This is a genomic window from Actinoplanes sp. NPDC051851 (genome assembly GCF_040681165.1).
Classification (GTDB): domain Bacteria; phylum Actinomycetota; class Actinomycetes; order Mycobacteriales; family Micromonosporaceae; genus Actinoplanes.
On record NZ_JBFAYF010000004.1, the window covers coordinates 1 to 21,213 of the forward strand.

At 70.6% G+C, this 21,213-nt stretch carries 15 protein-coding genes and 1 pseudogene; 8 read left to right on the forward strand and 8 right to left on the reverse strand.

The genetic code is table 11. From position 1 onward, the window contains the following. On the reverse strand, positions 1–1,388 hold a 1,388-nt coding region (locus AB0M08_RS05640; protein WP_364488957.1), incomplete at its 3' end, for a methyl-accepting chemotaxis protein. Positions 1,389–1,468: 80 nt separating this feature from the next. Between AB0M08_RS05640 and AB0M08_RS05645 the strand changes: the two are divergent. Continuing rightward, positions 1,469–2,485 (forward strand): annotated as a pseudogene (locus AB0M08_RS05645) (MFS transporter); the annotation flags it as partial. A 24-nt stretch (positions 2,486–2,509) separates the two neighbouring features. On the opposite strand, the gene AB0M08_RS05650 reads toward AB0M08_RS05645, so the two are convergent. Then, on the reverse strand, positions 2,510–4,645 hold the full coding sequence (locus AB0M08_RS05650) for a GGDEF domain-containing protein (protein WP_364488960.1): 2,136 nt from the start codon (positions 4,643–4,645) through the stop codon (positions 2,510–2,512). A 212-nt stretch (positions 4,646–4,857) separates the two neighbouring features. Here AB0M08_RS05650 and AB0M08_RS05655 point away from each other — a divergent pair, with 212 nt between their 5' ends. Continuing rightward, a complete protein-coding gene (locus tag AB0M08_RS05655) occupies positions 4,858–5,049 on the forward strand; it encodes a Flp family type IVb pilin (protein ID WP_364488963.1) in 192 nt (63 codons plus the stop codon). Positions 5,050–5,132: 83 nt separating this feature from the next. Here the strand turns inward: AB0M08_RS05655 and AB0M08_RS05660 are convergent, their stop codons facing one another. Beyond that, on the reverse strand, positions 5,133–5,897 hold the full coding sequence (locus AB0M08_RS05660; RefSeq protein ID WP_364488965.1) for a pectate lyase: 765 nt from the start codon (positions 5,895–5,897) through the stop codon (positions 5,133–5,135). A gap of 250 nt (positions 5,898–6,147) precedes the next feature. On the opposite strand from AB0M08_RS05660, the gene AB0M08_RS05665 reads away from it, so the two are divergent. Further along, the gene (locus AB0M08_RS05665) at positions 6,148–7,464 is read left to right on the forward strand and encodes a GDSL-type esterase/lipase family protein (protein ID WP_364488968.1); all 1,317 of its coding nucleotides are present in this window, start codon (positions 6,148–6,150) and stop codon (positions 7,462–7,464) included. A gap of 14 nt (positions 7,465–7,478) precedes the next feature. Here the strand turns inward: AB0M08_RS05665 and AB0M08_RS05670 are convergent, their stop codons facing one another. Beyond that, positions 7,479–7,889 (reverse strand): DUF6281 family protein, encoded by a 411-nt coding sequence (locus tag AB0M08_RS05670; RefSeq protein WP_364488971.1) that lies wholly within the window; start codon positions 7,887–7,889, stop codon positions 7,479–7,481. A 273-nt stretch (positions 7,890–8,162) separates the two neighbouring features. Further along, complete coding sequence (locus AB0M08_RS05675) at positions 8,163–12,722, reverse strand: family 43 glycosylhydrolase (RefSeq protein ID WP_364488974.1); 4,560 nt, start codon at positions 12,720–12,722, stop codon at positions 8,163–8,165. A gap of 158 nt (positions 12,723–12,880) precedes the next feature. Between AB0M08_RS05675 and AB0M08_RS05680 the strand changes: the two genes are divergently transcribed. Next, the gene (locus AB0M08_RS05680; protein WP_364488976.1) at positions 12,881–13,918 is read left to right on the forward strand and encodes a GDSL-type esterase/lipase family protein; all 1,038 of its coding nucleotides are present in this window, start codon (positions 12,881–12,883) and stop codon (positions 13,916–13,918) included. 106 nt (positions 13,919–14,024) lie between these two features. Here the strand turns inward: AB0M08_RS05680 and AB0M08_RS05685 are convergent, their stop codons facing one another. Further along, the gene (locus tag AB0M08_RS05685) at positions 14,025–15,032 is read right to left on the reverse strand and encodes a hypothetical protein (protein WP_364488979.1); all 1,008 of its coding nucleotides are present in this window, start codon (positions 15,030–15,032) and stop codon (positions 14,025–14,027) included. A 184-nt stretch (positions 15,033–15,216) separates the two neighbouring features. Between AB0M08_RS05685 and AB0M08_RS05690 the strand changes: the two genes are divergently transcribed. Then, the gene (locus tag AB0M08_RS05690; protein ID WP_364488982.1) at positions 15,217–15,861 is read left to right on the forward strand and encodes a TetR/AcrR family transcriptional regulator; all 645 of its coding nucleotides are present in this window, start codon (positions 15,217–15,219) and stop codon (positions 15,859–15,861) included. Here the strand turns inward: AB0M08_RS05690 and AB0M08_RS05695 are convergent. Both AB0M08_RS05695 and AB0M08_RS05700 read right to left on the reverse strand, forming a co-directional pair. Next, entirely contained in the window at positions 15,845–16,741 is an 897-nt protein-coding gene (locus tag AB0M08_RS05695) for a hypothetical protein (RefSeq protein ID WP_364488984.1), read from the reverse strand. The two genes, AB0M08_RS05690 and AB0M08_RS05695, sit on opposite strands and share 17 nt — an antisense overlap. A gap of 165 nt (positions 16,742–16,906) precedes the next feature. Continuing rightward, positions 16,907–17,929: a helix-turn-helix domain-containing protein gene (locus tag AB0M08_RS05700; RefSeq protein ID WP_364488987.1), complete on the reverse strand. Its 1,023-nt coding sequence runs from the start codon at positions 17,927–17,929 to the stop codon at positions 16,907–16,909. A gap of 258 nt (positions 17,930–18,187) precedes the next feature. Here AB0M08_RS05700 and AB0M08_RS05705 point away from each other — a divergent pair, with 258 nt between their 5' ends. The 3 genes from AB0M08_RS05705 to AB0M08_RS05715 are packed head-to-tail and all read left to right on the forward strand — an operon-like array spanning position 18,188 to position 21,199. Further along, positions 18,188–19,465: an extracellular solute-binding protein gene (locus tag AB0M08_RS05705; RefSeq protein ID WP_364488990.1), complete on the forward strand. Its 1,278-nt coding sequence runs from the start codon at positions 18,188–18,190 to the stop codon at positions 19,463–19,465. Positions 19,466–19,469: 4 nt separating this feature from the next. Next, entirely contained in the window at positions 19,470–20,366 is an 897-nt protein-coding gene (locus AB0M08_RS05710) for a sugar ABC transporter permease (RefSeq protein ID WP_364488993.1), read from the forward strand. Next, positions 20,363–21,199: a carbohydrate ABC transporter permease gene (locus AB0M08_RS05715; protein ID WP_364488996.1), complete on the forward strand. Its 837-nt coding sequence runs from the start codon at positions 20,363–20,365 to the stop codon at positions 21,197–21,199. Before AB0M08_RS05710 ends, AB0M08_RS05715 begins: the two co-directional genes overlap by 4 nt. Positions 21,200–21,213: the final 14 nt, after the last annotated feature.

Genomic DNA, 21,213 nt, shown 5'->3' on the forward strand with positions numbered 1-21,213 from the left:
TTGGCCACCTGCGCGGCCTGCGCGGCACTGCTCGCGATCTCCCCGATCGCCGCGTTCATCTCCTCGGCACCCGCCGCCACCGACTGCACGCTGTAATTCACCGTCTGCGTCGCCTCGGCCGCGGTACCCGATTTATCCGACACCTGCGCCGCGTCGCCGTTGAGCCGGTCGGTGGACTCGGCGAGACGGTCCGCGGCCGCCTGGACCTCGGTCGCCGAGCCCGCGATGCCGCGTACCGTCCCGGCGACCTTCTCCACGAACCGGTTGAACGCACCCGCCAGCTGACCCGCCTCGTCCTCGGTCCGGACCGTGGCCCGCTGGGTCAGGTCGCCGTCCCCGTCCGCGATCTCGGCCATCCGCCGGCGCAGCCGGTCGATCGGCCGGACCATGGAGCGGCCCACCAGCAGCGCGACACCGGCGGCCACCAGCAGCGCGGCGACCGTGATCCAGATGCTGATGGTCAGCGACTGGTGCGCGGTGGCCAGGATCGTCGAGGTCGGCACGGTGACGATGATCGACCAGGTGTCGGTGTCGCCGAGGCTCAGCGGCGCGGCGATCTGCACCTGCTCGTCGTCCCCGCTGATCACCCGCCGGGCCGCGGAGCCCTGCGCGGTCGCCGTCGACGCCAGGGCCACCACTGCGGCGTCCGCGGCCTTGCCCGCCCCGGCGCTGTCCCCGCCGGCCACCAGCAGACCGCCCGCGCTGACCAGCATGGCGCTGCCGGTGTCGAGCGGCTTGAGCGAGGCGAAGAGCGTGCCGAGCGTGTCCAGCGGCAGGTCGATGCCGGCCACCCCGACGGTCGAGCCGCTCTTCACGATCGGGGCGACCAGCGAGGTCATCAGCACCGTCTCGCCGCCGACCTCGTACTCGTACGGTTCGAGGACCTTCTCCTTGCCGCTCTGCTGCGCGATCAGGTAGTAGTCCCCGGCGCCCTCCTCGGTGTAGTCGGTGAGCGCGGAGGACGTGATGGTGTCGCCGTCGCGGTACCAGTACGGCACGAACCGCCCGGTCGCGTCGCTGCGCGCGTCGGCGTTGCGGTACCTCCGGTCCTTACCGTCGAACGCGTTCGGTTCCCACGCGGTCCAGACGGCGAGATAGCCGGAGTGCCCGGAGAGCACCGCCTTGAGCTCGGCGTTCGCGGTCGCCCGGTTCCCGCCGGAGGTGGACTCGGCGAGCATCGCCTGGCTCATGTCCCGCGAGGTGCCCATCCCCATCATCAGCTGCTGCTGCACCTGTGCGCCGTACCGCTCCGCGGTCTCCTGCGCGTACGAGAACCCGGTGTCCCGGGCCTCGGCGAGACTCCGCCGCGCGATGAACGTGACGACGAGCACCAGAGACAGCCCGGTGATCAGTACCACGCAGATGATCAGCCGAAGCTTGATGGTCATTCGGGGCATTCGCACCACGATCAACCCATCGGCAACTTCTCCGCACCGCTGAGGGCCGGATGTCATGAGATCATCTCGCGATGCGCCGATTGATCATCACGTTGCTCGTGGTCTGTCAGAGCACGCAAGGGCTGATCTTCGGCGGAATCGCGCTCTTCCTCCCGCTGATCCGCTCCGACCTGGGGCTGAGCTTCGGGCAGGCCGGGACGATCGCCGCGGCGAGCAGCCTCACGTACGCGCTGATGCAGGTGCCGTCCGGCTACCTCGCCGACCGGTTCACGCCGCGGCGGCTGTTCCTGATCGGGCTGCTCGGCACGAACCTGCTCGCGATGCTCTTCGCGGTGGAGAGCGACTACTACGCGCTCCTGATCAATCAGGCGCTCTCCGGGTTCTTCCGGGCGCTGGTCTTCGCCCCGGGCATGCTGCTGATCAGCTCGCTCTTCCCGGCCGACCGGCGGGCCACCTCGATGGGCCTCTACGTGGTCGGCGGGTTCTCGTCGAACATCCTGCTCAGCTCGATCGGGCCGCTGATCGTCGAGCCGCTCGGCTGGCGGCTGCTCTTCGCACTCTTCGCCGGGACCGGGCTGCTCGCGCTGCTGCTCTACACCCGGGCCACCCGGCACGACACCGGCCCGGCGGCGAACCCGGTCCGCCTCGCCGACCTGCCCGCGCTGCTCAAGCGGCGGATCATCTGGATCACCGCGGCGATCCAGTTCGTCCGGCTCGCGGTGGCGCAGGGCTTCACCTTCTGGCTGCCCAGCTACCTGGTGGCGGACCGCGGGCAGTCACTGGCCACCGCCGGGCTGGTCGCGGCGCTCGGCGCGGCCTGCACCGCGCCCGCCAACTACCTCGGCGGCGTGCTCTCCGACCGGATCGGCCGCCCGCTGCTGGTGATCGGTGCGGCGCAGACCGTGCTCGCCGCCGGGCTGGCCGCGCTCACCTACGCACCCGGCATGATCGCCGTGCTGGTGGTGGTCGCCGCGATCTCGGTCTGCGTGCAGGTCTATTTCGGGCCACTCTTCGCCCTCCCGATCGACGTGCTCGGCGCCGAGCGGGCCGGCCTGATCAGCGGCTTCGGCAACTTCTGCGCCAACCTGGGCAGCTTCGCCTTCGTGTACGTCCTAGGCGCGGCCAAGGACGCGACCGGTTCGTTCCGGATCGGCTTCCTGAGCCTGGCCGTACTCTGCGTGGCGGGTCTGCTCGCCACCTGGCTGGCCCGCACCGAGGCCGTCAAGACCCCGGCGCGCGCCTGACCGGCCACTCTTCTCCTCCCCGCGCTTCTCTCCACCGTTCTTCTCCTCGTAGAGACGAGCGTCGGCGGCCGCGTAGAGCGTGTCGAAGTCGGCGCCGTCCAGGTCGAGCAGCGCGGCACCCAGGCTCGCGCCGGTCCGCTCGGCCAGCGCGGACCGGATCCGCGCGACGGTCTCCCCCGCCTCGCCCTCGACCAGCGCCACGAACTCGTCGCCGCCCAGCCGGCCGACCGTGTCCTGCGGGCCGACCGAGGCCCGCAGCACGCCGGCCACCCAGCGCAGCAGCTCGTCGCCGGCCGCGTGGCCCCGGACGTCGTTGAGCTGCTTGAACTCGTCCAGGTCCACGATGATCAGCGTCGCGTGGTGTCCGGCCCTCCGGACGTACCCGAGCCGGGTCTCGAATCTCTCGGAGAACCCGCGGCGGTTGAGGAGATCGGTGAGGACGTCGACCCGGCCGAGACGGGTGAGCAGGCGGCGCTGGCGGGCGGCGGCACGACCCTGCCCGGCGGTGACGAGCGCGGCGAGCGTGGTGCCGGTCAGATTGATCGCGACGTACCAGAAGCCGGGGCCGCCGACCAGCGACGCGACCAGCAGGTAGAGCAGTCCGGCGCCGATCGCGACCGGAGTGGCCACCCGCGGGCGCATGCCGAGCATCAGCAGCGGGATGGAGAGCAGCATGCCGATGCCGAGCGGGCTGTCCACCCCGCCGTCCAGGACCGCGATCGCGGCGCAGCTGACGAACGAGCTCAGCGAGAAGGCCAGCATCAGCGGACGGGCCAGTGGCGAACGGCTCAGCCAGTCCGCGCCGAGGACCACGGCGACGCCCGCGGTGAAACCCCACGCGCAGATGCCCGCCATCGCGGCCCAGTGCGGCTTACCGACGGCGAAGAAGGCCAGGTAGGCGGCGGCGACCACGGTCTGCGCCATCGCCATCCGGCCCGGGTCGGCGATCGAGTGCCGCAGACGCTCGCGGGCGGCGACGGTGGCCACCCGCCCGGGCTCGCCGATCCGGGCCCGGGCCTCGGCGACCGCGGCGGCCGTCGGCGCGCACCGTTCCCGGGCGGCCTTGTCCGCGTAGAGCCGCCCGTCGGCCGCGGCCGCCAGCGTCACGGCGTCGCGAGCCTCCTCCGGGAAGCGCGCGACGCCGAGGCTGGCCGGCGCGTGGTCCCGCAGCAGGGCGCGGATCCCGTCCACGACGGCGGGCGCGCCCGCGGCGCGGGGACCGGTGAGCAGCAGCGCGAACTCGTCGCCGCCGAGCCGCCCGACGACGTCGCCGGGCCCGGCGAGACCCCGCAGTTCCCGGCCGGTCCAGGCGAGCAGTTCGTCGCCGGCGCGATGGCCGTACGCGTCGTTGACCTGCTTGAAGTGGTCGAGGTCGAGCAGCACCAGCGCGACCGGGTGGCCCTCCTCGATCTCGGCCGCGAGCCGGTCGTCGAAGCCGCGCCGGTTCAGGCACCCGGTCAGCGGGTCGGTCCGGGAGCTCTCCGCGAGCCGCCGCCGCAGCGAGCCGAGCACTCCGGCGTGCCGCAGGCAGAGCAGCGCGGCACCGCCGAAGCCGAGCGCGTGGACCAGCCAGTACCCGGGCGGGGCCGGGTCGCCGAGGAGGACCACCAGGGCGTACGCGAGTCCGCTGAGCAGGGCCACACCCAGGAACGGCCGGGGCGGCACCACGGTCGCCAACAGCACCGTCGAGGCCGGGATGAACGCGCCGAGCGGCCCGCTCACCCCGCCGTCGAGCAGCGCGAGCGCGGCCACCGCGATCAGGTTGACGGTCGCGGCGCCGAGCAGGGCGGCGCCCCACCAGCGGGTCCGGCAGAGCCGTCCGGCGCTCACCCAGCAGGTCAGCGCGGTCACCAGCATCACCGCGACCAGCGCGAGCATCTCGGTGCGGTGCGGGAGGTGCCACGTCCCGATCGCGTACGCGGTGGTGAGGACCGCCGGGACCAGGCCGTTGCCGAGACCGCTGCGGAGTGCGTGCCGGCGCCGCCGCTGTGCTGCACGTTCCATGCGGCGGCCTCCCGGGCTCGGCTTGACCCGGCTCACATCGGCACCGCGCTCCGCGCCTCAAGAGATTCACCCGCGAACTGGCGGAACGGTTTCGCAACACTGACCAACCGCTTTGCAACCCCTTTCACTTCAGGGTCCGGCACGGCGGTCCGATCAATCTGGTGTCCGGCCGGCGAGGGGAACGACGGCCACTGACTGTGAGGATCTGCGCCATGGAACGAGTCACCATGCTGTTCGCCTACGTCTACGCCCGCTTCACCGGCCGTGACGACGAGGGTGCGACCGCCGTCGAGTACTCGCTGCTGGCCGCCCTGATCGCGGGCGTCTGCATCATCGCCATCTCGGCCTTCGGCAGCCACATCTCGGATGTCTTCGACAGCCTCACCAACTCGATCAAGTTCTGATCGCAGTCACTCACAGCAACGGCGCCGCACCGGGCTTCTGCCCGGTACGGCGCCGTTTTTTGATCAGGGAGCCGTCTTCCCGATCAGGGGCCGGTGACGCCGGTGGCGATGCAGCTCGTCCCGTCCGGGCCCGAGCCGACCTTGGTGGGCTCGTCGCCGGTGTCGTTGCCCTCGAAGAGGTCGCAGAGCGAGATGTCGTCGCCGACCAGCGTGATGCCGTTCAGCGTGAGCTTGTCGCCGAGGTTGGGGTTGATCCCGGCGAGGGTGTTGCCCGGCGCGGTGGCCGTGATGTTCTCCAGGGTCGCGGTGCGCGCCGCCTGCGTGGTGCAGTTGCCGCAGGACCGGTAGAGCTTGCCGAAATCGGAGACCTCGAAGTTCCGGATGGTCACCGAGCCGCCGGCGCCCCGGTTGTCCTGGAACACCTTGTCGGTCGCGGAGACCGCGCTGCCGCCGTCGATCACCACGGTCGCGTTCTCGCCGCGGAAGGTGGCCGCGTCCTCGCCGACGTCCTCCCAGTGCACGTTGGTGATCGTGCAGCTGCCGGAGCAGTGCACGCCGTCCGCGGCCGGGCTGCCGATGATCACATTCTGCAGCGTGGCGCCGTCGGCCAGCTCGAAGAGCGCGTCCTGGCCCTCGTCCTGGCCGCCGTCGCCGAGGTCACCGCCGCCGATGAAGCGCTGGTTCTCGCCGTCGAAGACCCCGTCGACCTGGATGGTCTCGGTCACGGTCTGCTCGCCGGTGGCCTCCGGGACCGCCGCCGAGGCGAAGTTCGCGAAGATGACCGCCGCGGCCGCGCCGGTCAGCGCCACCCCCACGGCGAGTGCCCGCCTGCCTCGCAGTTTCGTCATCGCTGGACCTTCCGCTCGAGGGGACGTTGTCAGCGATAGGCACGGAGATGGAGGGAAAGCGGTTTCCTCGCCCGCCGAGACTTAAGACAGGCTTAAGAGAGCTTCCGTCACGCCTCCGAAACTTCCGGCAACAGGATGCCGGTTTTGCAGGCTGCCGCGAGTGCATTGACGGCATAGATTGTTGGCTATACGTTACGAGGACGCCTCGGTACGGTTTCCGGAATTTTCGGCGGGCTTCCCGGAGGTACTTATGCGCCGGCGTACCCTTCTCGTCCATTCCGGAGTGACCTGCGGCGCCGCGACCGGCCCGCCCCTCGCCGTCCGGCGCTGGGCACACACGTGGACCGCCGCCCCGCAACCCACCGCTCCGGGCGACCTGCCACCGGGCCGTTTCGGCGGCGACCTGGTCCTGGCCGACACCACCATCCGCCAGACCGTGCACCTCTCGGCGGGCGGACCGCGCCTGCGGGTGCGTTTCTCCAACGCGTACGGCACCTTCCCGCTCCCGATCTCCGCGGCGGCCGTCGCCCTCCCCGCCCCCGCCACCGGGCCACCCGCCGCCGGGCCATCCTCCCCCGGCTTTCCCACCGGGCCACCCGCCGCCGGGCCACCCTCCCCCGGCCTTCCCACCGGGCCGCCCGGCGCCGGATCCGCGATGGGCGGTATCACGCCCGGCACCTCGCGGCCGCTCACCTTCGGCGGGCAGCGCTCGGTCACCGTGCCGCCCGGCGCCCAGATCGTCTCCGACCCGATCCCGCTGCCGGTCGCCGACGGCTCGGCGCTGACCGTCACCACGTACATCGCCACCGGCCAGCCCGGACGCGGCCTCACCTCACACGCCGGTGCCCGCACCACGTCCTGGCTCGCCCCCGGCGACCAGCACACCGCCGCCGAGCTGACCGGCGCCACCGCGGTCGACCGCTGGTTCCTGGTCTGCGGCGTCGAGGTCTGGACCAGCGCCCCCGGCCTGATCCTGCTCGGCGACTCGCTGACCGACCGCTCCGGCGGCTGGCCCGGCCATCTGCGGGAGCGCCTGCCCGGCGTGGCCGTGCTCAACCAGGCCGCCGACGGCAACCGGATGCTCCGCGACGGCCCCGGCCCGAACGCCCTGGCACGCATGGACCGCGACGTCCTCGGCATCAGCGGCGCGACCTGGCTGCTGGTCTTCGAGGGCGCCGGCGACATCGGCACGGCGCTGCCCACCGAGGCCGGCCTGCGCCAGGTGATCGCCGACCTGACCGCCGCCTACCGCCAGGTGGTGCTGCGCGCGCACGCCCAGGACCTGCTGGTCTACGGCGCCACCCTGACCCCGTTCGGCGGCCACGCCTACGACGACCGGGACGGCCGCCGGGAACGGGCCCGCATGGCCATCAACGGCGTGATCCGCGGCGGCATCTTCGACGCCCACGTGGACTTCGACACCACCGTCCGCGACCCCCGGCGCCCGGACCGCCTGGCCCCCGCGTACGACTCCGGCGACCACCTCCACCTGAGCCCGGCCGGCCACCGGGCCCTGGCCGCCGCGGTCCCCCGCGAACTCCTGGCCGCCGAGCCCATCCGCTCCTGACGCCTTCGCCCCCGTTACTCGCCGTCGATCAGCTTCGCGACGGCGTCGGGGACCTCACTGCCCTCGAACGCGGCATAGACCCCGGCCTGCTCGGGCGACTCACCGACGGCGATGGCCACCGTGGTGTCCACCCCCTCGATCCGATAGGCACCGATCCGCTCCGCTTCGCCGCCGTCGCCGCCGTCGCTCTGCGGCGTCCCGTTCACGAAGACGTCCTGACAGACGTTCTGCTGCGCTTCTCCGGCCCGGTCCCCCACCACGAAGTCCGGATCCTCACCGGCGCTCCCGTCCATCTCCCGATAGAAGGTGCCGTCGAACAGGTAGCCAGCCGCACACGACGACTCCGCCTCCCCCTCCGACGAGCACCCCGACACCAGCCCGGCGGCGAGAACCGGAAGAATCAGCGCCACACCCAGGAACTTCATCCCACTCCACATGGCTTTGTCAGCCTCCCCGTAGAACTCCCGCAGACTCAGGACATCCGCTTCCGAGGACCCGCGGCACGGTGTCACACAGGTTTGACGCACCGCACCTGCCGAAGGTTCCCCATAGCCGCCACCCATCGCAGGAAGCGGTCGTCGCCGGGCGCACGGCGCCGAAGAGGTAGTGGCCGATCCGCAGGCGCATCGGGGGCATGGGCAGCGTGCCGATCGCGGATGGCGGCACCGGGAGGTGCCGCCGTCCGGTGAACAACAGAATCAGCGGTGGCGCGGCTTGCAGACCGTCACCGGTGCGAGGGACAGCGACGTGGACGCCCCGTCGTCGTCGCGGACCGTGACGACCGGACGGTAGGTGCCCGCCTTCGCGTAGGTGTGCGAGGCCGTGCACGTGCCGCCCGCGACCCGCCCGGCCGACGACTTCCCGTCGCCCCACGTCACCGCGCAGGTCAGCGTGTCGGCACCGGGATCCGAGACCTTCACCGAGATCCGGTACGTCTCCCCCACCCCGACCGGCGCACCCGGGTGGGCGGGCGGCGCGACGATCGACGGCGCCACGTTGGCCACCGTCACGGTCAGCGTGTCGCTGCTGCCGCCGCTGGTCAGCGTGACCGTGTAGACCCCGTCGTCCGCGCAGGTCACCGTCGTGCCGATGGTGTGCGCGTCACGGATGACGCACGAGGGCGAGGAGACGCTCCAGGTCAACGGGTTCGCGTTGTTGGAGGTCGACCCGGTGATCGCGATCGGGCTGCCCTCGCGACCGGAGACGTCCGCTCCGACGTGGGCGACCGTCACCGGGTCCACGCTCGTCAGCGTCGGCACCACCGGGTTGATCGAGCCGTCCGCCGCGAAGGTGAGCTTGTCGATCGTCGTCTCCCGGTGCGTGCCGTCGCCACCCGGGATGCCGAACCGGTGGTACGCGATGTACCAGTCGTCGCTGTTCGGCACGCGTACGACCGAGTGGTGACCCGTACCCAGAATGCCCTGGGAAGCGTCCTTGGCGAGGATGACGCCGACCCGGTCGCTCCACGGTCCCGTCGGTGAGGTGCCGGTCGCGTAGGCCACCCGGTAGTCGGCGCTGCGGGTGTCGTTCTCCGACCACATGAAGTAGTAGGTGCCGTCGCGCTTGATGACGAACGAGCCCTCGTTGTAGTTCGTCGGGTGGTAGGTCTTCACCTGCGACGCGTCGAACGAGATCATGTCGTCGTTCAGCGGCACCTGGTACGAGTTGCCGTTGCCCCAGTACAGGTAGGACTTCCCGTCGTCGTCGGTGAAGACCGCCGAGTCGATCATCTGCCCGCTGTAGGTGCCGGACGCGACGAGCGGCTTCCCGAGCGCGTCGACGAACGGACCGGCCGGATTGTCCGCCACCGCCACGCCGAGCTGCTTGGCCGTGTTGCCGCTGCTCAGACCGCCGGAGAAGTAGAAGTAGTACTTCCCGTTCTTCGTGGCGACGGTCGGCGCCCACGCGCTGTCGTCCGCCCACGAGACGTCCGGGCCGAGGTCCAGGATCACGCCGTGGTCGGTCCAGTGCACCAGGTCGGTCGAGGAGAAGGCGTGGAACTGAGTGCCCGCCCAGCTGTCGTACCCGTCGGTGGTGGGGTAGATCCAGAAGGTGTCCCCGAAGACCGTGATGTTGGGATCGGCGTAGTAGCCCGGCAGGACCGGGCTCTTCATCACCAGGGCCTGGGCGGTCCACTTCCGCTCACTGCCGTCCGAACCCTTCACCGTGTACGTCACGGGCTGCGTGAAGTCGCGAACCGTGCCCGACGGAGGATCGATCGTCGCGCCGTGGGCCAGCGTGAACTCCGGCGCCAGCGCGGTCACACCGGTGCCCTCGGCGACCGGCAGCTTGATCGTGCCGCTCGCGTCGTCGATGATCGCCGGCACCTTGAGCTCGGCGAGCGAGACGGCCGCGACCGAGGTGCCCTTCCCGGCCAGCTCGAGGATCTCCCCGGCGTCGAGCGCGGTGTTGTAGATCCGGAAGTCGTCGACCTCGCCCGCGAAGTACGGATCCGCCGCGTAGAGCGACTTCCCGATGTAACCGGAGTAGCTCTTCGACGCGTCATAGAGATCGGCGGCCTTCACGGTCACCCCGGTCGCCGAGGCGATCTTCACGCCGTTCAGGTACATCGCCGCCGTGCCGGTCGCATCGTCCACGGTCACCGCGACGTGCTGCCAGCTCCCGCCGGTCAACGGCTCGCTGCCGGGCAGCTTCGACTCGGCCGACCAGCTTCCGCTGGTGATCGCCGAGTAGAGCACGCTGCCGCCGTTGCGCGGGCTGGTGAACAGGTACTCGGTGCTGTCCGGGCCGAGGCCGTACACCCACTGGTTGACCGTGGTGGACGCGGTCCACTTGGCCCAGAACGAGACGGTAGCCCCGGTCGCGCCGCGCAGCACGCCGTTCGGGATGGTCACGTACGGCGCGGTCGTCGACGAGCTGGATCCGCCGGAGAGCGTGACCGAGCCACCGCTGACGCCGGTGCCGAAGGACGGCGAGTTGACGTACGTGCCGTCCAGCCCGTTGCCCGAGGAGTCCTCGGCGACCGTGCCGCTCGTCTCGTCGAAGTCGTACCTCACCCGCAGGCCCGCGGCCGGGACCGGGTCCTCGTACGCCGCGGAGATCCGATCGTATTCGGCCTGGGTGACCGGGAGGACCGTGCCGTGGCGGGGGCGCGACGGCAGCGTGTAGGTCTTCTCCATGGTCCAGACGCCGGAGTCGAGATCGGTCGTCGAGAACGGGACGTAGCCGCGGCTGCCGTACTCGTCGATGAAGAGGTACCACTTCTCTTCCGTGTTGCTCTTGAAGATCAGCGGGCCCTCGCCACGGGACAGGTCGGACGAGCCGATGCACTCGGCGACGAAGTCGTAGTCCAGGTCGAGGATCTCGGTGGACTTCTCCTCGATGATGTACTTGCTGCACGGCGAGGAGGAGTCGTTGTTCCGCTCGTCCTTGGTGAAGCGGTAGTACGTCCCGTCGTTCTCCACCATCGTCGAGTCGATCACCGAGTACCCCGGGTCCTTCCAGACCTTCGGCTCGCTGAACGTGTAGAAGTCGCGGGTGGTCGCGTACATCATCCGGTTGTAGGTGCTGCCGCTGTGCGAGGTGTCCGCCGCGTCGTAGAGCTTCGAGGCCCAGAAGACCACGTATGCCCCGAGCGTCTTGTCGTAGAACGCCTCCGGCGCCCAGGTGTTGCCGGCGGTGTCCGGGGAGACCTTCACCAGCCGCTGGTTCGTCCAGTTGACCAGGTCGGTCGACTCCCACACCATGATCGACTTGCTGCCGGTGCGCTGCGAGGCGTCCCAGTCGCCGTTGCCGTAGATCTTGAGGTCGGTGGCGATCTGGTAGAACTTGTCGCCCTCCGGCGAGCGGATGATGAACGGGTCGCGCAGGCCGGTGGTGCCCAGCGTCGAGGTCAGCACCGGCTGCCCGTCGTTGATCTCCCGCCAGCTCAGCGGGTCGTTCCCGTCGGAGAGCGCGTTGTAGATCTGCTCCCCGTTCGAGTACCCCTCGCCGGTGAAGTAGCTGAACAGGTAGCCCTTGTAGTCGGCCGTCGCGGGCAGCTCGGGCACCTGCGCGGTGAAGTCCCGGGTCACGGTCGCGCCGCCGTAGGTCACCGACGCGGTCAGGGTCACCGTCGACGCCCCGGATCCGTGCGCCGGCCGGTGCACCTCACCGGTCGTGGCGATCACCGCGGGCTCGTCGCTGGCCCAGGTCACCGAACTGCCGTTCAGGCCGTCGGCGGGCAGATCGAGATTTCCGCGTACGTCGGAGAGGTTGTGCACCACCAGCGCCTCGGCTGCGGCACTCGCGTTGGCCGCGTCGTCGAAGGCGGCCTCGACGGTGACCTCGAACGTCTTGCTCGCGGAGATCGCACCGCGCCGCAGCGACGCGGTCAGCGTCGCGTGCGCGTCCGGCTCGCCCGCCGCGGGCCGGGTGACCCTGCCCGCGGAGCTGATCACGCCTGCGTCGCTGGTGGACCAGGTGACCTTGCTGCCGTAGGTGGCGGTAGACGGGAGCGTGAGATCGGCGGTGAGCGCGCTCGTGTCGCCCAGGTCGAGCGCGGCCTCGTCGGCGGCGACCGACTCGGTGTTGGCCGGCGTCGCGAGCGTCTCCACCTCGCTCGCGGCGAGCGCCCGGTCGTAGACGCGCACCTCGCGCATGCTGCCGAGCAGGTACTTGTCGCTGGTGTAGAGCGAGCGGCCGAGGTAGTTCGCGGTCGTCACGCCGTTGCCGATGGCACTGGGCAGGATGCTGATCGCGGTGTTCGTCGCGACCGCGGTCCCGTCCTCGTAGAGCGTCCCGGTGGTGCCGGTCTGCGTGTACGTGACGTGCTTCCACATGCCGCGCCCGAGCGTGCCGCCCGGCGTGGTGTTCTGCTCGCCGGACCAGTTGCTCAGCGACGCGGCGTTGCGGAACGTGTTGCCGGTGGCGAAGAGGTACCCGTTGCCGTACCCGGTGCTGCTGCTGGTGTTGCCGAAGCCGTACAGGAAGTACGGCGTCTGCTGTGCACTGTCGATCTTCACGTCGAAGTCGACGCTGATCGAACTCAGTCCGGCCATGATGTCGTCCGGCACCTTCACGTACGTGTCGGTGCCGTTGAACGACAGACCCTGTCCCGTTCCCGACCAGGTGGGGGTGCCTTTCACCTCCCCGTTCCGGCCGTTGCCGGAGGAGTCGGTGGCGGTGGTGCCGGAGGTCTCGTCGAGCTTGTACCGCAGGACGAGGCCGTCGGTCACGGCGTCGGCGTCGGCGGCGTGCGCGGGACCGGCGATCAGGCTGCCGGCCAGGAGAGCGAGGGCGGTGAGGGGCGCTAACACGGCGGGCCGCGGTGCGGTTATGGGCATGAATTCCCCTTGCCAGCAGGAGGAGAGGTCCGCGAGCGCGCGAGTCGATCGCGTGACGGAGGCGTTGCCTGAGTGTTAACGCTCACAAGGACTCAGTCAAGAGATTCGATCTAGGAAAGGTGATTACCGAAATGGCCGATCGATGGGTGCACACCTGGACCGCGATGCCACAGTCCCTGCCGTCTCCTGTGGACTGCGGCGCCGTGCATCAGACCGTGCGGGTCACGGTCGGCGGGGACACCCTCCGGGTCCGTTTCTCCAACGCGTACGGCCTCTCCGGCCTCCGCATCTCGGCGGCGACGGTCGCGGTCCCCCGGCATGCGGGCTCCCGCGAGATCGTGCCGGGGAGCGCGCGGGAGCTCCGCTTCGGCGGGCACTCCTCGGTGGAGGTGCCGCCCGGTGCGCCGATGGTGTCCGATCCGGTCGTGATGCCGCTCGCCCCGCGCAGCGACCTCGCCATCACCCTGCGCCTCGGCGGCCCGGTCTCGACGTACCACCCGGGCTCGCGGACGACGTCCTGGCTCGACTCCACCCCGGTCGACCACTGGTTCGTGATCAGCGGGGTCGAGGTGGTGTCGGCGGCGCCGGGGCTGGTGCTGCTCGGCGACTCGCTGACCGACGGGCGGGGCTCGACCACCAACGGGAACGACCGCTGGCCGGATCTGCTCGCCGTACGGGCGCCGGGCATCGCGCTGCTCAACCAGGCGGCGGGCGGGAACCAACTGCTCGGCGACGCGAACGGCCCGAACATGCTGTCCCGTTTCGATCGCGATATGCTGGGGGTGAGCGGGGCGTTCGGGGTCTTCGTCTTCGCCGGGGTCAACGACATCGGCACCGGTACCCCGCCGGGCGCCGTGATCGCCGCGTACCGGCAACTCGTGACCCGCTCCCACGCCGCCGGCCTGCGAATCCTCGGCGCGACGCTGACCCCGTTCGGCGGCCACGAGTACGACGCCGCGGAATCCTCGCGAACCACCGTCAACGCGGCGATCCGCGGCGGGCTGTTCGACGACTACGTGGACTTCGACGCGGCCGTCCGCGCCCCCGGTTCACCGTCCCGCCTGGCCCCGCCCTACGACACCGGCGACCACCTGCACCTGAACCCGCCCGGCTACGCCACGCTGGCGAACACCTTCCCCCTCCACTGGCTCGACCACGGCTCCGCGTAACGCAACCACCGCCCTCCTCCGATCCTGGCAAGTCGTGGTCGAAACGTGGGCGCGACTTGCCAAGATCGGGACGGAGAGGCGGGCGACGCCTCGGTGGTGGTGGTGGTCAGACGGTGGCGGGTTGGGGGATGGGGGTGGGCTCGGGCGAGAGGGCCGGGCGGCGGCGGGCGCGCAGGGCGCCGGCGGCGCAGAGCAGGAGGCCGGCGGTCAGCCAGGAGAGCAGGACGATGAGGGAGTGGGTGGCGCCCTCGCCGTCGAAGAAGGAGGCGGAGCGCAGCAGTTGGCCGCCCGCGCCCGGCGGGAGAAGCTGGCCGAGCGTGCCGCTCCAGCCGGGCAGCATCTCCGGGGCGGTCGCCGCGCCGGAGAACGGGTTGCCGACCAGCATCATCAGGGCCGCACCGGCGCCGAAGCCGGGGTACCCGAAGAGCGACTCCAGGCCGAGCAGCGTCAGCGACGTGGCGCCGACGGTCAGCGCGATCGCACCCGCCGCGGCGAGGTAGTTCCCGTCCAGCGAGCCGAACCAGAACTGCAGGATCGCGGCCATCGCCAGTCCGCCGGTGATCGCGAACGCCACCGCGCCGGCGACCCGCCGGACCGCACCCTTGATCAGATTGGTGAGCAGTACCGCGGCGAGCAGGCCGCCCATGACCAGCGGCAGTGCGCCCGCCGCCAGCCCGGCGCCGCGCGGGTCGTCGGCGGGGAGCGCGACGACGTCGCGGACCGCGATCCCGGTGGCCCCGCTCTGCAGCTGGCCGCTCTGCAGCTGGCCGAGTGCGGTCGCGATCGACTGCAGGCCCTGGGCGACGGTGGCGCTGGCGGCCGACGCGGTGAGGACCTGCGGTGTGCCGGTGCTCAGGTCGATCGCGCCGTAGACCTCGCGCTCCCGGATCAGCTTCTCGGCCGCCGCGGTGTCGCCGACCGGGGTGATCGTGAAGCCGTGCTGTTCCAGGACCGTGGTGACCTGCGCGGTCGCGGCGGCCGGGCCCGCGACGGCGATGGGCACGTCGTGGACGGAGGAGCGTACCGAAGGCCAGGCGAAAGCGGTCAGCAGCACGCTGATGATCACCGTGAGCAGGGCGACCGCGCCGGCGACCTTGGGCCAGGGTGACTTCATCTCTCGACTCCCGTGTGATTCAGCAGATGAGCGTATGGCTCACGCAGATGAGGGTGTGGCTCACGCAGAGGAGCGCCGGTTCAGCGAACGAGTGCGTGACTCAGCAAGCGAATGAGCGTTCGTTTTCACTGTCGCGCCGCCACGCCCGGTTGTCAAGAACGAACGTTCGCTTTACCTTGGGGAGATGCCACGCGTGTCGGAGGAGTACCTGGCCGGGCGCCGCGCCGTCATCGTCGCCGCGGCCGCCCGGCTCTTCGCCGCGAACGGCTTCCACGCCACCTCGATGGCCGACGTGATCCGCGAGTCCGGCTCCTCGGCGGGCGCGTTCTACCGGTATTTCCGCAGCAAGGAGGAGCTGATCACGGCCGTCTCGGAGAACGCGCTCGCCGAGGCGGAGGAGGTCATCGTGGACCTGCTCGCCGACGGCGCCGCCCCGTCCCCCGCGTACGCGGTGGCGGTCCTCATCCGCGCCGTCGACGACCGGATCACCCGGGACGGGACGAGCGGCGCCGACCTGACCCGGATCGCCCTGCAGGTGTGGGCGGAGGCGCTACGGAGTCCGGAGCTCTCCGCCCGGGCCAAGGAGGTCTTCCGGCGCCTGCGGGGCCACTGCGCGGAGATCGCCCGCCGCTGGCAGGCCGCCGAGAAAGCGGAGATCACCCGCCGCCGGCAGTCCACCGGGGACCCGCATCCGTCTGCGACGCCGGAGCAGATCGGCGCGGCGATGCTGGGCTCGATCCAGGGCTACGTCATCCAGCACCTGCTGGCCGACGGCACCGAGCGGGAGGACTACCTGGCCGGGATGGCCGTACTCATGAACCGTCCTTGAACGTGGTCTGGCAGGTCACCACCGAGATCGGACCGGCGGTGGCGACCTGCTCGCCGTCGACCGTGGCGGTGCAGGTCAGCGTCGGCAGCGGCAGCTTCGTCGGCGTCGTCGCGGGCGAGGCGAGCAGCGTGATCAGCTGGCCGCGGGAGCCGTACCAGGGGAACCGTGCGCGGTACTCCCACGGCAGCGCGACGACCTCCTCGTGCTTCTCCCCGGAGACCGGCTCGTAGTACATGACCCGGGCCTTCGACAGACCGGAGCCCTTGACGGTCAGCACCAGCTCGTGCGGCTCGCCGGTGCCCGTCGCGCCGGCGTCCGGAATCCGGCTCAACAGCTTCGCGACCAGGGTGGCGGCGGCCGCCCGCGGGTCGAAGCCGCCGTCGTCGTGCAGGAAGCCGACGTTCAGGCCGACCAGCAGGGCGCCGCGCCGGGCCCACAGGTCGTGCCCGCCCAGCTCACCGGTCTCCGAGACGTCGAACCAGCTCTCGTCGGCGCCGGTGACGCCGCCGTCCTGCGGATCGCTCGCCTCGGCGCGCTGCTCGTGCTGGGCGAGCAGGTAGTCGTAGTACAGGTCCGCCGAGTCCGGGTCCGGTTGCAGCATCAGGTTGAGCCAGTGGCCGCCGAGCGCGTGGCAGGTCAGGCCGCTCGGCTCGGTGGGCTCGGCGGCCGTCCGGTCCGCCCACTGCAGCGCGATCACGCCGGCGTCGGCGAAGTCGTCCGCGGTCAGCAGGTCGCACATCTCGGTGGTGAGCCGGCCGCCCACCGGCTGCGGCCACGAGGACGGTGTCGCATCGGCCTTCTCCGAACCCCCGTCGGTCCCGGAACAGGCGGCCAGCATCACCATCGCGGCCATCGCCGTCAGCAGGCGGTGCGCTCCCATCGGCTTCCCCTCTCACGCCACGCGGTGGATGCGCGGCGCAGGGGACAGTAGAGCCGGGTGCGGCACTCTCGGTCAGTTTCTCCCGTCGATTGCTTACGGTACGACCATCGCCGCTGGTCATGAGCGAGCGCGAGGACACCCGCACCCGACAAGACCGGACAACGCTCAGGCCACAGCCAGGGACGCGCCGGTCAGCTCGATCCGGAAGTCGCCGGCATGACCGCCGAGCTGGAAGGTCAGTTCGGACTCCGGGTTGGTGGTGGCCCCGGTGAAGCGGTAGGTGAACCGCCGCGGGGTGGTCTCCAGCCGCAGCTGCTCGTTGAGCGACGCCACGTACTCCGGCGGCCGGTTGTCCTGCACCCGGACGGTGATCGTGACCGGGACGGTGGCCGACGCGGTGAAGGTGAGCGTGTACGCCCGCCCCCGCACCACGGGGTTGCAGCTGTGCAGCACCATCCGGTCCCACGGGTCCTGCGAGCCGCCGGGCACGGTCGCGCCGAACCCGGCCGGGTCGTCGCCGGGCTCGGTCACCCGCGGATCGTTGCGCCACCAGACGGCCCGCCCCGAGTTGGCCGAGGGGAGCGCGAGCAGGTTCACGCCGGCCGCCGGGGTGACCGTCCCGCACCCGCTCGCGGAGGCGGCGGGCGCCACGGCCGCGGTCCGGGGCGCCGTGACCCGCCCGATCACCACTCCCCCGGCGACGGCCACCAGGAGCGCGACGACCTGCGCGACCCAGAACAGCCGCCGGGTCCGATGTGGCCGCCCGGCCGGGGCAGGTTCGGGAATGTCAGGCGCGGCGGAGAAAGCGGAAGGGGTGGGCGATGTGGAGGGGGCAGCCGATGTGGAGGGGGCAGGCGGAGCGGAGGGCGCGGGCGGAGCGGAGGAGGCGGCCGGGTCCGGGCGCTGGTGGCGGCGGAGCTGCTCGTAGACCTGTTCCAGCACGTCGTGGCGGGTACGCCAGGCGGCGACCGTGGCGTCGTCGGCGGAGCAGGCCCGCAGGAGCGGCTCGACCACCCGGTTCCAGTCCGGCGGGCGCTTCACCTCGCCGTTCAGGATCGTGTAGAGGTGCCCGCGACTGATCTTGAGATCGTGGGCCAGCCCGGCCAGACTCCGGCCCGAGGACCGCCGCAGCTCGCTCAGTTCGGCGCAGAACGCCTGCACCGGCCCGCCGGACGGCTCGTCGGGCATGGTCGTCACTCCAGGGGGGTCGGGGCGGCAGAGCGCCGCCCATCCTACGAACCCGGCGCTCGCGTCCACCGATGCCCTCGAAACCGGCTGAAAAGGGCGTGGAACACCCTCCTCAGGACAGCGCTTTCCCCGAGGTGGGTAAACGATTCAGCAGTCGTTGACGCAGTGATGATCGTCGTGTCATGCTGCCGGAACATATTGAGCATGCTGAATTAACTTGCACCGTCAATGAAACGTTTTAGCCTTGGGGAGGCTCCCATGCCTGTCAATAGAAGGACGTTGCTGCGCGGTGGACTGGCCGGCCTGGCGCTGGCCGGGACGGGTTCGGCCGCCGCCTGTGGCGGGTCCGGTGACTCGGACGGCAAGACGCTGCGGTTCGCCTGGTGGGGCAGCGAGGAGCGGGCCACCATCACGCAGAAGGTGGTGGATCTCTTCCACACCAAGCACCCGGACATCACCATCAAGACCTCGTACGCCGCCTTCGACCCGTACTTCCAGAAGCTCGCCACCGAGATGAGCGGCGGCAACGCCCCCGACGTGCTGCAGATGAGCGAGCGCTACATCCGCGAGTACGCCGAGCGCAACACCCTGCTCGACCTGACCTCGCACCTCACCGGCACGATCCAGACCGCCGACCTGGAGCCGAAGCTCTTCACCCAGGGCAAGATCGGCGAGCAGACGTACGGGTTGCCGATGGGCCAGACCACCCACGTGCTGCAGTACGACGCCGCGAAGTGGACCGAGGCCGGCGCGAAACTCCCCGCCGACGGCTGGACCTGGGACGATCTGAAGGTGGCGGCGAGCAAGGTCTCCGCGAAGTTCGGGCCGAAGGTCAGCGGGATCAGCGACCCGTTCGGCATCGAGGACTGGTTCGGCGACTGGCTGCGGCAGCAGGGCAAGGACCTGTACACCGCGGACGGCAAGCTCGGGTACGCCCAGGACGACGTGGTCCGCTGGTGGCAGCTGGCGAACGAGTTCCGCGACGCCAAGGCGCTCACCCCGCCCGCGGTCACCAGCAACACCACCGGTACGCCGTTCCCGCGCAAGGAGTCCACCGGCGAGTTCAGCCCGGACTCGACGGTCGGGATGACCTCGTGGGACACGTACGGCTCGGAGTTCAAGCTCTCCGCCTTCCCCACCGCCGGCACCACGATCGGGCAGGTCACCCAGCCGCCGATGCTGATCAGCGTCGCGCAGCGCACCAAGAACCAGGAGGCCGCGCTGCAGTTCGTCGACTTCTTCCTGAACGACCCGGAGGCCGGCGCGCTCCTCGGGATGAGCCGCGGCCTGCCGGCCAACCTGAAGATCCGCGAGACGCTGAGCTCGACGCTGACCGACGAGTGGAAGATGGTCGCCGACTACGAGACGAAGGTCAGCCCGAGCCTGCTGCCCGCCCCGTCGCCCCCGCCGAAGGGCGCCGGCGTGGTGAAGACCCAGTTCCAGCGGATCTACGACGACGTGATGAACGCCAAGGCCACCCCGGAGGAGGCGGCTCCCCGGCTGATGAGCGAGATCCAGCAGGCGCTCGGGGTCTGAGGCGATGACCACGGTGCTGGACCGTCCCCGGGTTCGCCCGGTCGCACCCGCCGCCACGCCACGCCGGTACGGCGAGCGGCCGTCGATCGCGTACCTCTTCCTCTCCCCCTGGGTGCTCGGCGCGCTGCTGCTCACCCTGGGGCCGATGGCCGCCTCTCTCTACCTCTCGTTCACCGACTACGACCTGTTCACCGCGCCGGAGTGGGTCGGGCTGGACAACTACGTCCGGGCGCTCACCGTCGACCCGCACTTCTGGAACTCGGTCTGGGCCACCACCAAGTACGTGCTGGTCGCGGTGCCGGTGCAGATGGCGGCCGCGCTCGCGGTGGCCATGCTGATCAACCGGCGGAGCCGGGCGCAGGGCGTGTACCGGTCGGCGTTCTACGCGCCGTCGCTGCTCGGCGCGAGCGTCAGCGTGGCGGTGGTCTGGCGGGTGATCTTCCACGACTGGATCGGTGACCCGGACCGGGCGCTGACCGCGCTGGTGCTGCTCGCGGTCTGGCAGTTCGGCGCGCCGATGGTGATCTTCCTGGCCGGGCTGCAGCAGATCCCGCCGGAGTACTACGACGCCGCAGCGGTGGACGGGGCCGGTCCGTGGCGCACCTTCCGGTCGATCACGGTGCCGATGCTCTCCCCGGTGATCTTCTTCAACCTGGTGATCGACACGATCCGCGCGTTCCAGGTCTTCACCGCGGCGTACGTGGTCAGCAACGGCACCGGTGGCCCCAGCGACTCGACCCTCTTCTACACGCTCTACCTGTACGAGAAGGGCTTCGTGGAGTTCAAGATGGGATACGCGTCGGCGATGGGATGGATGCTGCTGATCGCCGTCGCGGCGGTCACCGCGCTGCTCTTCCGGACCGCCAGGAGCTGGGTCTTCTACTCCGGGGACGAATCGTGAGCCGGGTCCTGCGACGGGCCGGCTGGCACCTGGTGGTGCTCGCCCTGCTGGCGCCGTTGCTCTACCCGATCGTCTGGCTGGCCGTCGCGTCGTTCAAGCCCGGCCCGGAGATCCTGCAGAGTCTCGCGCTGATCCCGAAGCGGATCGTGCTGGACAACTACCGCGACCTCGGTGGCGCGCTGGCCGACGTACCCATCTGGCGGTTCTTCGCCAACTCGATCCTGGTCTCGGCCGGCGCCGCGCTGGGCAACCTGATCAGCTGCTCGCTGGCCGGGTACGCCTTCGCCCGCCTCCGGTTCCGCCTGCACGGCCTGCTCTTCGGCTTCATGCTCGCCACCATCATGCTGCCCACGCACGCCGTGCTGATCCCGCAGTACACGATCTACCAGCGGCTCGGCATGGTCGACACGTTCTGGCCGCTGATCCTGCCGAAGCTGCTCGCCACCGACGCGTTCTTCGTCTTCCTGATGGTGCAGTTCATGCGGAACATCCCGCGGGAGCTGGACGAGGCGGCCCGTCTGGACGGCTGCGGCTCGATCCGGATCTTCGGCCGGATCATCCTGCCGCTGATCCGGCCGGCCCTGGTCACCACGGCGATCTTCACCTTCATCTGGACCTGGAACGACTTCCTGAGTCAGCTGATCTACCTCTCCGATCCGGAGAAGTACACCCTGCCGCTGGCCCTGCGGCTCTTCATCGACGTCACCGACCAGAACCTGTACGGCCCGATGCTGGCGCTCTCCGCCCTCGCGCTGGTACCGATCCTGCTCTTCTTCGCCGCCTTCCAGCGGCTCCTGGTCGAGGGCTTCGCGACATCAGGGCTCAAAGGCTGAACCCCATCCCCACA